Origin of the sequence: Apibacter mensalis, assembly GCF_001418685.1 — a bacterium.
Classification (GTDB): Bacteria; Bacteroidota; Bacteroidia; order Flavobacteriales; family Weeksellaceae; genus Apibacter; species Apibacter mensalis.
In genome coordinates this window covers 44,991-57,138 of record NZ_LIVM01000001.1, presented here as the reverse complement: position 1 = coordinate 57,138, position 12,148 = coordinate 44,991, and the positions used below count along the sequence as shown (strand labels likewise).

General features: G+C 31.3%; 12 protein-coding genes. 4 read left to right on the top strand and 8 right to left on the bottom strand.

The features are described from left to right. The 7 genes from hisH to holA form a co-directional block, all read right to left on the bottom strand. Positions 1 to 579: an imidazole glycerol phosphate synthase subunit HisH gene (hisH, locus tag ASC36_RS00230; protein ID WP_055424474.1), complete on the bottom strand. Its 579-nt coding sequence runs from the start codon at positions 577 to 579 to the stop codon at positions 1 to 3. A 122-nt stretch (positions 580 to 701) separates the two neighbouring features. Next, positions 702 to 1,796 carry a bifunctional histidinol-phosphatase/imidazoleglycerol-phosphate dehydratase HisB gene (hisB, locus tag ASC36_RS00225; protein ID WP_055424473.1) on the bottom strand — a complete coding sequence of 365 codons (1,095 nt, stop codon included), beginning with the start codon at positions 1,794 to 1,796 and terminating at the stop codon, positions 702 to 704. Further along, entirely contained in the window at positions 1,793 to 2,830 is a 1,038-nt protein-coding gene (gene hisC, locus ASC36_RS00220) for a histidinol-phosphate transaminase (RefSeq protein WP_055424472.1), read from the bottom strand. The genes hisB and hisC overlap by 4 nt, the downstream gene beginning before the upstream one ends. A gap of 70 nt (positions 2,831 to 2,900) precedes the next feature. Next, positions 2,901 to 4,181: a histidinol dehydrogenase gene (hisD, locus tag ASC36_RS00215; protein ID WP_055424471.1), complete on the bottom strand. Its 1,281-nt coding sequence runs from the start codon at positions 4,179 to 4,181 to the stop codon at positions 2,901 to 2,903. 87 nt (positions 4,182 to 4,268) lie between these two features. Next, a complete protein-coding gene (gene hisG, locus ASC36_RS00210; protein ID WP_055424470.1) occupies positions 4,269 to 5,126 on the bottom strand; it encodes an ATP phosphoribosyltransferase in 858 nt (285 codons plus the stop codon). 285 nt (positions 5,127 to 5,411) lie between these two features. Then, positions 5,412 to 5,702 carry a putative quinol monooxygenase gene (locus ASC36_RS00205; protein ID WP_055424469.1) on the bottom strand — a complete coding sequence of 97 codons (291 nt, stop codon included), beginning with the start codon at positions 5,700 to 5,702 and terminating at the stop codon, positions 5,412 to 5,414. A 264-nt stretch (positions 5,703 to 5,966) separates the two neighbouring features. Beyond that, a complete protein-coding gene (holA, locus tag ASC36_RS00200; protein WP_055424468.1) occupies positions 5,967 to 6,977 on the bottom strand; it encodes a DNA polymerase III subunit delta in 1,011 nt (336 codons plus the stop codon). 10 nt (positions 6,978 to 6,987) lie between these two features. Here holA and ASC36_RS00195 point away from each other — a divergent pair, with 10 nt between their 5' ends. Beyond that, on the top strand, positions 6,988 to 7,434 hold the full coding sequence (locus ASC36_RS00195; RefSeq protein WP_055424681.1) for a type I restriction enzyme HsdR N-terminal domain-containing protein: 447 nt from the start codon (positions 6,988 to 6,990) through the stop codon (positions 7,432 to 7,434). A 92-nt stretch (positions 7,435 to 7,526) separates the two neighbouring features. Here the strand turns inward: ASC36_RS00195 and ASC36_RS00190 are convergent, their stop codons facing one another. Next, positions 7,527 to 8,741: an MFS transporter gene (locus ASC36_RS00190; protein WP_055424467.1), complete on the bottom strand. Its 1,215-nt coding sequence runs from the start codon at positions 8,739 to 8,741 to the stop codon at positions 7,527 to 7,529. 190 nt (positions 8,742 to 8,931) lie between these two features. On the opposite strand from ASC36_RS00190, the gene ASC36_RS00185 reads away from it, so the two are divergent. The 3 genes from ASC36_RS00185 to ASC36_RS00175 all read left to right on the top strand — a co-directional run bounded on the left by ASC36_RS00185 (position 8,932) and on the right by ASC36_RS00175 (position 11,999). Beyond that, positions 8,932 to 9,342 (top strand): hypothetical protein, encoded by a 411-nt coding sequence (locus ASC36_RS00185; RefSeq protein ID WP_055424466.1) that lies wholly within the window; start codon positions 8,932 to 8,934, stop codon positions 9,340 to 9,342. 119 nt (positions 9,343 to 9,461) lie between these two features. Beyond that, the gene (locus tag ASC36_RS00180) at positions 9,462 to 10,529 is read left to right on the top strand and encodes a 2Fe-2S iron-sulfur cluster-binding protein (RefSeq protein WP_082435362.1); all 1,068 of its coding nucleotides are present in this window, start codon (positions 9,462 to 9,464) and stop codon (positions 10,527 to 10,529) included. A gap of 291 nt (positions 10,530 to 10,820) precedes the next feature. Further along, positions 10,821 to 11,999 (top strand): acetyl-CoA C-acyltransferase, encoded by a 1,179-nt coding sequence (locus ASC36_RS00175; protein WP_055424464.1) that lies wholly within the window; start codon positions 10,821 to 10,823, stop codon positions 11,997 to 11,999. The last annotated feature ends 149 nt before the right edge of the window (positions 12,000 to 12,148 follow it).

Here is a 12,148-nt window from a genome sequence, read left to right as displayed (position 1 = left end):
TTACAGCTCAATAAAACTTTTCAATATTTGATCTCCAATATCTGCCGATTTTTCAGGATGAAACTGAGTAGCAAAGAAATTATCTTTCTGTAAAGCTGCGCTAAAAGGCAAAATATAGGTACAGGTAGCGGAAGTATTCATACATAAATCAGCATAATAGCTATGTAAAAAGTACACATCTTCATGGTCAACACAGTTTTTAAAAATTTCTCCCTTCAAGTCATAGATTGTGTTCCAACCCATGTGCGGTACTATATCAGTAGGAGGAAATTTTCGAACTTTAACATCGAAAATATTCAAACAATTCGTGTTTCCTTCTTCCGAATGAGAACACATTAATTGCTGTCCTAAGCAAATACCGAGAAATGGACGTGTAATAGATTTTATTAGTATATCCATACCTCTTTCCTGTAAGTATACCATAGCGCTTCCGGCTTCACCTACTCCCGGAAAGATTACTTTATCGGCATTCAATATCGTGTTGTGATCATCCGTAACTACAGATTCTGCTCCTAAACGTGAAAGTGCGTTCTGTACCGATTTTATATTACCTGCGTTGTATTTTATAATTGCTATCATTTTTCACTAGCCTTTTTATAATTTTTTGAAAGAAGGGATTTACATAAAAGTTTACATCATTTTATTTATTAAAATCTTATTGTTGAGCAGTAAGATTTCAATGTATCCAATTAATTATTTTGTTATAAGCTGCCTTTTGTGCTTGGAATTGCAAAATTACTATCTGTTTGCTTTACAGCCATTTTTATGGCTTTAGCAAAAGCTTTAAAAATAGCTTCTATTTTATGATGTTCATTATATCCTTTTGCTTTTATATTGATATTGGATTGGGAATGATCGCTAAAAGATTTAAAAAAATGATAAAACATTTCGGTAGGCATTTCTCCGATCTTTTCTCTTTTAAATTCAGCATTCCAAACTATCCACGGACGCCCCCCGAAATCAATTCCCACTTGTGCCAGGCAATCATCCATAGGTAATAGAAACCCGTATCTTTCAATTCCTTTTTTACTTCCTAAGGCTTTTAAAATTGCTTCTCCTAAAACAATACCTGTATCTTCTATCGTGTGATGTTCGTCTACATTCAAATCCCCTTCCACTTTAATATATAAATCCATATTTCCATGTTTGGCTATCTGCTCCAACATATGATCAAAAAAACCTAATCCTGTGGAAATTAAATTTTTACCCGATCCGTCCAAATTTATTTCAACGGAAATCCGGGTTTCTTTAGTATTACGAACTACCTTAGCTTTTCGAGGTTGTTTTTTTAAATAGTGATAAATTTCGTCCCAGCTTTGCGTTTGTAAATCAGCGTTAGAGTGTTCTTCGGTACCCATATATATAGAACAACAACCTAAATTTTTAGCTAATTGTACATCAGTTAATCGATCTCCTATTACATAAGAATGAGAAAGGTCATATTGGCCTTTTAAATAATGAGTTAACATTCCCGTTCCGGGTTTTCGGGTAGGTAGATTTTCATGTTCAAAACTCCTATCTATAAGAATTTCTGAAAATTTTACACCTTCATTTTCAAAAGCTTTGATAATTTTATTTTGCGAAGGCCAGAAAGTTTCTTCCGGGAAGGAATCCGTTCCTAATCCATCTTGATTAGTTACCATAACCAATTCATAATCCATTTCGCGGTATATTTTAGAAAGATTTTGGAAAACCAGAGGATAAAATTCAAGCTTTTCCAAACTGTCCAATTGATAATCCAACGGAGGCTCAATAACTAAAGTACCGTCACGATCTATAAATAATACCTTTTTCATAGAGTAACGTTCAGCTTATGTAATGAATTGATTAATTTTAAATTTTCTTCAGGAGAACCGACCGTAATACGAAGGCTGTTCTTAATTTTGGATGATTGATCTCGTACAATTATACCTTCTTGAATTAATTTTTTAAAAACCTGATTGGAATGAGAAAATTTAACAAGAAGGAAATTGGTATCTGAAGGATATATTTTAACCACTAAAGATAGCTTTTCTAAGGCTAAATGCAATTTTTCTTTTTCCTCAAGAATTATTTTTTTTCTTTTTTCAAATTCACTGCTTTGATTCAGCGTTTCTATAGCTGCTTTTTGATTCAAGGTACTAATGTTATACGGATGCTTTACTTTATTGAGTAAATGGATAATTTCCGGATTAGCATAAGCCATACCTATACGAACACCGGCAATTCCCCACGCCTTACTGAGAGTTTGTAATAGTACAAGATGAGGAAATTGATCTATTTTATCAAGGTATGAAAGTTGGTCCGTAAACTCTATATAGGCTTCATCAATAGCAACAATTCCATTAAAATTTTCTAATATAAAATCTATATCTTTCGGATTGATCGCATTACCGGTCGGATTGTTTGGAGTACAGATGACAAGTACCTTTAAATTTTCATCCTTAAAATATTTTTGAGCTTCTTCTATATTAATCTGAAAATCGGAAGTTAAAGGAATATCAATAACCTTAACATCATTCAGATCTGCCGCCACCTGATACATTCCGAAAGTGGGACTGAAAAACATGACTTTATCTTTACCGGGATTGCAAAATACCCGATAAATATGATCAATAATTTCGTCGCTTCCATTACCTATAAAAATTTTTTCTGTTGCAATATTTTTAATTTCGCTCAATCTTTGTTTTAAATCCTTTTGATAGGGGTCTGGATATCGATTATTTTTTCCAAAAGGGTTTTCATTGGCATCTAAATAAATTCCCTCTATTTCTCCTGATTCATCTCTTGCCGAAGAATAAGGACACATGGTAAGTACATTAGGACGGGCCAGTTGATTTATATTTTTCATGGTTATCATTTTATTGACTTAAAATCGTGATTTTTACCCTATATATTTTTTATAAGTTTGGTGAATTAGCTTAATTTGATCTTAAACGTATGCTTACGGCATTTTTATGAGCTTGAAGCTCTTCTCCTTCAGCCATTAACTCTATTGTATTTCCGATCCTATGTAAGCCTTCCTTAGTTAATTCTTGAAAAGTAATTTTTTTGAAAAAACTATCCAAGGATACGCCACTGTAATTCCTTGCATATCCATGGGTTGGCAAGGTATGATTTGTTCCACTGGCATAATCTCCGGCACTTTCGCAGCTGTAATTCCCTAAAAATACAGATCCCGCATTTTCAATATTTTGTATATATTTTTTTGCTTGATCAATAGCTAAGATCAAATGTTCAGGGGCATAAATATTACTCCAATGGAAGCATTCTTCTAAAGAATACAATAATACTCCTAAACTATTATTCAAAGCTTTTTTAGCAATTTCTTTTCGTGGAAGATTTTCGAGTTGAGTATGGATTTCATCTAAAGTTTGATTTAAAATTTCTTCATCTGTAGTGAGGAATATAACCTGACTATCAGGACCATGTTCTGCCTGTGAGAGTAAATCGGAAGCAACGTAGGCAGGATGAGCAGACGAATCGGCCATTACCAATACCTCACTGGGTCCTGCCGGTAAATCTATGCTTACTTTAAATTCCTGGGCATATTGTTTAGCTGCAGTTACATATTGATTTCCCGGACCAAAAATTTTGTATACTGAAGTGATCGTTTCTGTTCCTAAAGCCATTGCAGCGATGGCCTGTACACCACCTACCTTATAAATATCTGTTATACCTACTGTTTTTGCAGCAAATAGAATAGCAGGATGTATTTTACCTTCATTATTAGGAGGAGTACATAATACAATATTTTTACATCCGGCTATTTTAGCGGGAACTCCCAACATTAGTACGGTAGAAAAAAGCGGAGCAGATCCTCCCGGAATATATAAGCCTACTTTTTCGATAGCTCGAGATTCTCGCCAACATTGGATACCGGGTTGAATTTCTATTATTTTTTTATTTTCTATTTGTGAAAGATGAAATTTTTCAATGTTAGATTTAGCCTGTAGGATTGCTTGTTTTAATTCAGTAGAAACCAGTGCTTCTGCTTCGGTAAGTTCTTGTTCGGAAACATGAAGGTTAGTAAGTGCCACTTTATCAAATTCAAGTGTATATTTTTTCAAAGCTGTATCACCTTCATTTTTCACACCTAAAAATACATCTTTAATGGTTTCATGTAAAGAAACTTTTTCATTTTCCGGTCTTTTAATTAAATGTTGCCAATCATTTATATGAGGATATTTTATAATTTTCATTTTTGAGCTTTATTATTAACGTATAAAATGGGTGAATATTCAATAAGCTGAATAGGAGATTCTTTTGTTTTTAAATAATTATAAAATTTACAAGATCATTTTTTCAATAGGAATAACTAAAATTCCCTGAGCTCCAAATTCCTTCAACTGTTCTATAATATCCCAAAACTTATCTTCTTTAATTACAGAATGTACACTGCTCCATCCTTCTTTAGCCAAAGGTAATAGGGTAGGACTTTTTATTCCGGGCAATAAGGAAATAATATCTTTCAAGTTTTCATTAGGAGCATTCAACAAGATATATTTGTTTTCTTTTGAATATATCACTGATTGAATTCTGAATAATAATTTATTGAGAATTAGTTGTTTGTCTTGAGAAAGATTTTTTGATTTTATAAGGGCTGCCTCACTTTTGGTAACAGTTTCTACTTCTTTTAGCCCATTCATGAAAAGTGTACTTCCTGTACTAACAATATCGAAAATGCAATTAGCCAAACCTATTCCCGGAGCAATTTCTACGCTTCCGCCAATTTCTTCAATTTCAACCTTTATATTGTTTTTTTTACAAAATTTATTTAATATTCTAGGATAGCTGGTGGCTATTTTTTTATTGTTAAAATAGGAAATTCCCGTATATATTTCTTCTTTTGGTATTGCTAAGCACATACGACAATTACCAAAACCTAGTTTTTTTATGATCTCAACATTCCGGTCTTTTTCCCATACTTCGTTTTCGCCTAAAATTCCAATATCGGCAACATTTTGTTCCACATATTGCGGTATATCATCATCCCTAAGAAATAAAATTTCAATTGGAAAATTGGAAGAAGAAGTTTTTAATTTTTGAGTTCCGTTAGGAATTTTTATTCCGCATTCACTCAATAGTTCCAACGACTTTTCACTTAACCGTCCGTTTTTTTGTATAGCAATTTTAAGTTTATTCATTAATCATAGTTTTTTTATTTTTTATTTTGAAGCGATCCTAAAAAAAAACCGCCCGATTAATCAGGCGGCTATTATTTACTTTGACATTTTGCATAACAAAAATTACTTACCTTACCTGAATATAGGTGTGTAAACAATGATAATGCAAATGTAATTGAATCATTTTTGTTCATATTTGGTACAAAGTTATAAAAAATATAGTAAGGCGCTAACAATAAATCGTAATTATATTATTTATATAAATGAATTGGTTATAGGATGTATTTATCACGTATTTTTTTACATCTAGTAAATTTTTTTGACAACATCAATTTCTAAGTGGTCATATTTACCTTCTAAAAATTTCATAAAATTTTTAAAATGTAGGCTATTATTATGAGCGAAGATGTCTTCTTGGGATTTCCATACTTCAATAAAGGTATATTTTAAAGATTCTTTGGAATTCTGGTATAGATCGTAAGAAATATTTCCCTCTTCTTTTCTCGTTTCTTCAACTACGATATACATAGCCTTTTTTATTTCTTCTTCATATTCAGGTTTTACCAAAATAGTTGCTATTATTTTTAATTCTGACATAGGTTATAGTTTTTGATAATTACTTACTTTTTCAGGAAATCAAATATATATTAAATTCTTAATATATTTAAATTAGATAGGTTGAGTTGAAATAATTTTATTAAAAAAATTTGGTATTAAATACACTGAAATTTGAAGAAAAATTTTTGAAATAGAAAAAAAATGTACCTTTGCAATAAGATTTTGTGCCGGTTATCTACCATACGATAATCCCGCACGCTAAAAAAATAACGTAACCCGAATTTACTTCGGGTTTTTTAATATCTAATGTAATATTTTATATAGCATTTCCATTAAAATGTCTTTGGAGGTTGCATAAGAAGAAACATTTACTCCTTTTGACTTCATATCGGCATCTCGTAAATAGGCAATACAAGCAGTAGTCTTCTTTAAAGAGTAATTTTTGACAGCAGTTAGATATTCATTAGCAAAAAAGGGATTGATTCGAAGTTCTTTTGCTATATTTGGCGCGGTTTTAATGGGAAGTGTGTGAACAATCAGTATATTGGTAAACAGGTTTATTAAAGTGCTAAAGGTAAGTACAATTGGATTAGCCTTCGGATTTTTTTCAAAATAGTCTATTATTTTATAAGCCTGTTTAATATTTTTCTCAATAATGGCTTTTCTTAATTCGAAATTATTATATTCTTTGCTAATTCCAATATTACGTTCGATAACTTCAGGAGTAATTTTTTTAGAATCTCCAACAACTAATTTAAGTTTTTGAACTTCGCTATTAATACGGGAAAGTTCAGTACCTAAAAATTCAGCCAATAAAATTCGGGATTTTTCATCAATTTCCAGTCCGGATGCATGGCATAAGGAACCAATCCAAGCCGGTATTTGGTTGTCATAGAGCTTTTCACTCGTAAAAATATATCCTTGTTTGGTAAGTAATTTGGTCAAAGACTTTCTTTTATCTAATGATTTATATTTAAAGTTAATGACCAATACCGTAGATGGTTGAGGATTTTTTATATAATTTTCAAAAGCTTCGGATTTATCCAATGGTAATCCCATTGCTTCTTTAATTATTATAAGTTGTTTATCAGCTCCCATGGGAAATTGCTTCGCCAATGAAATAATTTGATCTAAATCTGATTCCGTACCGTAAATAATATTTTGATTAAATGCCTTCTCCTCATCCTTTAAGACATTTTCTTCCAGTAAGTTGGTTAGTGTATCTATATAAAAGGGTTCATCACCTTGTAAAAAATATACAGGTAAAAATTTTTTATTTTTAATATCTTTGACTAAATTATTATATTCTTTCATAATTAGAATAATGGAGCTTCCGGTTTTAAATTTTCCAGAAAAATATAATTTTCAAATAAAGGAGGATAAATCTCTCTTGCATATTTTTGACGAAGTTAGAAAAAAATGGTTAATTCTAACTCCTGAAGAATGGGTAAGGCAACATATTATTTTTTATTTACAATCATCAAAAAAAATTTCTCATTCTGCTTTTATTATTGAAAAAAAAATAATCCTCAATCATCAAACCAAACGATTAGATATTTTACTATATAAAAGATCAGAACCCAGGTTGTTGGTGGAATGCAAAGCGCCCGGAATACCCCTTACTCAAAATACTTTTGAACAAGCGGCCCGTTACAATACACAAATAAAATCCAAATATATTTTATTATCCAATGGATTAAAACATATATATTTCAAATACGATTTTTTTATTAATCAATATATGGTTGTTAATGATTTTGACTGGGTATAATTCCACTAATTGGATCAACTAACAGGAATTGAATATTAAATAATTCTATTTAAAATTAAATAGGAATGTAAGGAAATTTAAAAGATATGAAATTACTGATTCCTTTTTTTTGTTTCAGGTAAAAAACTTGCCACCAAACCTAATAAAGGAAGGAAAGAACAAAGATAATACACATATTGAATACCTGTTTTATCAGCAATTTTACCTAAAATAGCAGACGCAATTCCAGCAATTCCAAAAGCTAAACCAAAAAAGAGTCCTCCTATAAGCCCTACCTTTCCGGGTACTAATTCTTGAGCATAAATAAGTATAGCAGAAAAAGCGGACGATAATATTAATCCTATGATAATACTTAAAATACAGGTCCAGGTAAGGTTCGCGTAAGGCATCAATAGTGCAAAAGGAGCAGTTCCGAGAATGGAAAACCAAATCACATATTTTCTTCCTATTCGATCGCCTACAGGTCCTCCAATAATCGTCCCCGCTGCAATAGCAAATAAAAAAACAAAAAGATAAAGTTGGGCGTCATCAATGCTAACTCCAAATTTATTAATAAGATAAAAAGTATAATAGCTGGTAAGACTTGCCATATAAACATATTTTGAAAAAACCAGTATTAATAATATTCCTATAGCTGAAACTACCTTGGATTTAGGTAAAGAAGTATATTTTATTTGATTGCCATCGACACTATTTTTTACGGTTTTACTTTTAGACTTGAAAAGAATTAAATTTTCTTTATACCATTTGCTGATGAAAAGCATAATTCCAATTCCCAATAAGGCTATGATAGCCAGCCATCCTACATTTTTTTGACCATAAGGAGTAATAATCCATAAGGCAATTAACGGGCCTATGGAGCTTCCAAAATTTCCTCCTACTTGAAAGATTGATTGAGCCAAACCGTGCTTACCTCCTGAAGCCAGGTATGCAAGACGAGAGGCCTCCGGATGAAATATGGACGATCCCAATCCGGTAAAAAAAACGGCTAGTAATACATGAGTGAAATGGGTAGCAAGAGCAAGAGATATAATGCCTATCATGCTTAAAGTCATACCTATAGGTAAAGAATAGGGCTGAGGGTGCTTGTCGGTAAAAATTCCAATTACCGGTTGAAATAGGGATGAAGACAGTTGATAAACAAGGGTTATCAATCCTATTTGGGTAAACGTTAAGGTCAATGAATTTTTTAAAAGCGGATATATTGCTGGGATAACCGATTGCAGGGTGTCATTAAACATATGAGATAAGGCCAACAATGACAATAAGGTAAATGTAGTACCTGTTTGTTGAGATGATTTTTCCATGTTAAATTTATGGTGAAAAAAATAACTGCAAATATATTACTAATTGAACTAATTGGAACAAATTTGGATTGTAAAAAGTTGATAAACTAACTTTTAAAAAGATAAAGATTATCGAAATATGCTAATTCATTCTTTGAATCAAAAAAAAGAAAATTGATACTGTTAAATCAAATAAATAAATTTGTTGAATATGGAAAATAAATCAGGTTCATGGAAAAAAACATTTATAATCCTATTGCTGATAATTAGTATTTTAGGGGGAGGGATATTTTATATATATTATTATATACCTTATGGTGACAGCAGTGTAAAATCCGGACAATTAAATTATATCATGCATAAAGGATTAATTTTTAAGACCTATGAAGGGAAATTAATTCAAACCGGATTCAAATCACGAGCTACGGGAGGTATGCAATCAAATGAATTTGAATTTTCTGTGGACAATGAAGAATTAGCACATAAATTAATGAAGCTTACCGGAAAAGATGTAATTCTTCATTATAAAGAATATTTTGGTGCTTTACCCTGGAGAGGATTTACCAACTATATTGTCGATAGTATAATTTCCGTACAAGAGGATTCTGAATCAATCCATTAAGAGTTATGTTGTAAGTTTATAGTTTTTAATAAGTTGAACTCAATTTCTGTAAGCTGCAAATGGGTAAAAATATTTTTTAATTTAAATCCGGTATTTTTGCAGATTTAAAATAAAGAAACATGATGCGCTTTTACTCTTTATATGTACAAAAAGTGATCCGGCTTACTTCGGGAAGCGTTCGATTTGATTTGTTGATTCCCGAACATTTAAAGTCTATATTCCATTGGAAGCCGGGGCAATTTATTCGTTTTCAATTTGAGATTAATGGAGAAATCGTTGAAAGAGATTATTCAATATGCACTGCACCTTATGAAGGATATCTTTCTTTTGTAATAAAAAGGACCAAAAATGCAAGGGTATCAAAATTTGTGCAAGAACATATAAAAGAAGGATTCTATGTGTTGGTTTCAGCTCCTATAGGAACTTTTGGAATTCCTTCGCGACCAGACGAAAAAAGAACTTTGGCGGCATTTGCCTCCGGTAGTGGTATTTCTCCGATTTTAAGCATTATTAAGGATACTTTGTATCATGAATCCGGAGTTCGATTCTATCTTTTTTATGGCAATACTAATGAAAAAGAGGTCATTTTTAAAAATGAACTTACTAAGTTACGTGAAAAAAATCCTAATAATTTTTTCCCTTATTTTTTATATTCTCAACAAAAAATGCAAGATAAGCTATTTGAGGGTAAATTGGATGCACATAAAATTAAGTTAATCATCAATCAAATTATGAACTGGGATGAGTTGGATGAAGCTCTTATTTGCGGTCCTAAAGAAATGATTGTTACTCTAGCTAATGCTATTTATGAGCATGGAATACCGAAAAAAAATATACATTATGAATTATATGAGCCGGTAGAAAAAGTTTTTCATGATGATAAGATAAAACGATCTACAGTTAAAGAAGTAAAAGTTACTTTTACTTTTCAACAAAGTACAAAAACCATGAATTGGATAAATAATGGTTCTTCCTTACTTACTGCTTTATTAGACAGTGGTGTAGATGCCCCCTATTCTTGTAAAGGAGGAGTTTGTGGGGCATGTATTTGTAGTAAGAAAGAAGGAGAAGTATATGTAGATGAAAATTTAATTCTAACCGAAAATGATCTCAAAAATGGGAAAATATTAACCTGTATGTCACACCCTAAAACTGAAACATTGATCATTAATTTGGATGATGTCTAGATGTCTAAAGATTTTTAAAGTATTATTTTATTTTTAATAAATGCTTTAATTGTAAACCTAACCTTATAATAGTAATCATTCAATTTTTCTTTCGAACTTATGGTAACTAAAACTGGTCTGGATATTAATTACTTTTTAAAAAATTAAATTATAGCACTTATAGTATTATTTATAATTTCTTATTTAATGATAGGAATGACGTCAAAATTCACCATTTTAAAGTAAAAAGAAGTATATTTACCAAAAGTCAACAGAAAAAATTTAAGATTAAAAATATTCTACCTTTAAAAAATGAAAGAACTAGTTATTGTTTCTGCTGCAAGAACACCTATAGGAAGTTTTTTAGGCAGTTTATCAAGCCTTTCAGCGGTGCAATTAGGGGCAGCAGCTATAGAAGGAGCATTAAATAAAATTAAATTGGAAAAAACTTTAATAGATGAGGTTTTTATCGGCAATGTTTTACAAGCAAATGTTGGTCAGGCACCTGCAAAACAAGCTTCATTAAGAGCCGGAATACCGAATATAGTCCCGTGCACAACCATAAACAAAGTCTGTGCATCTGGAATGAAAGCGGTGATTATAGGAGCACAATCTATTCTGGCAGGAGGTAATGAAATAGTAGTAGCAGGAGGAATGGAATCTATGTCTCAAGTACCCTATTATCTAACGAAAGGGAGGATTGGAAACAAGCTGGGAGATCAAAAGTTAGTTGATGGATTAATCAAGGATGGGCTGACTAATGTTTATGATCGCAATCATATGGGAATATGTGCAGACGCCTGTGCAAAGGAATACAACATTTCCAGGGAAGAGCAAGATGCTTTTGCCATACAATCGTATATACGTTCAGAATTAGCGTGGAAATCCGGTAAATTTCAAGAAGAAGTAGTGCCTGTAACTGTACATCAAAAAATAAAAGGTCCCATAATTATTTCGGAAGATGAAGAATTTAAAAATGTAAATTTTGACAAATTAAAAAAATTATCCCCGGTATTTCAAAATGAAGGTACCGTAACAGCAGCTAATGCGTCAACTTTAAATGACGGAGCTTCTGCTTTAATACTAATGACAGCTGAAAAAGCCAAAGAATTAGGATTAAAACCATTAGTTAAAATTATTTCGTATGCAGATGCTGCCTGTGAACCTGAAAAATTTACCGTGGCACCTTCTTTAGCTCTTCCGAAAGCCCTAAAAAAAGCAAATTTATCTTTAGATGATATTGATTTTTTTGAGTTTAATGAAGCATTTTCCGTAGTTGGATTAGCCAATGCGAAAATATTAAACATAGATACATCAAAAGTAAATGTAAATGGAGGAGCAGTTTCTTTAGGTCATCCTTTAGGAAATAGCGGTTCGCGAATATTAGTTACCCTAATTAATGTATTAAAACAAAATAATGCCAGGTATGGAGCTGCTGCAATTTGTAATGGAGGAGGAGGAGCGAGTGCTGTAGTTATCGAAAAGATATAATTTTTAATAAAACGTTATAAAAAAGCAGATTAAAAAAAATCTGCTTTTTTATTATAAAATTATAATAGAGTATAAAAATAAATTATATTTTAATATAATCTAATATATTATTTATTTTCATATTATAATTATAGTTATTTAATTTATAT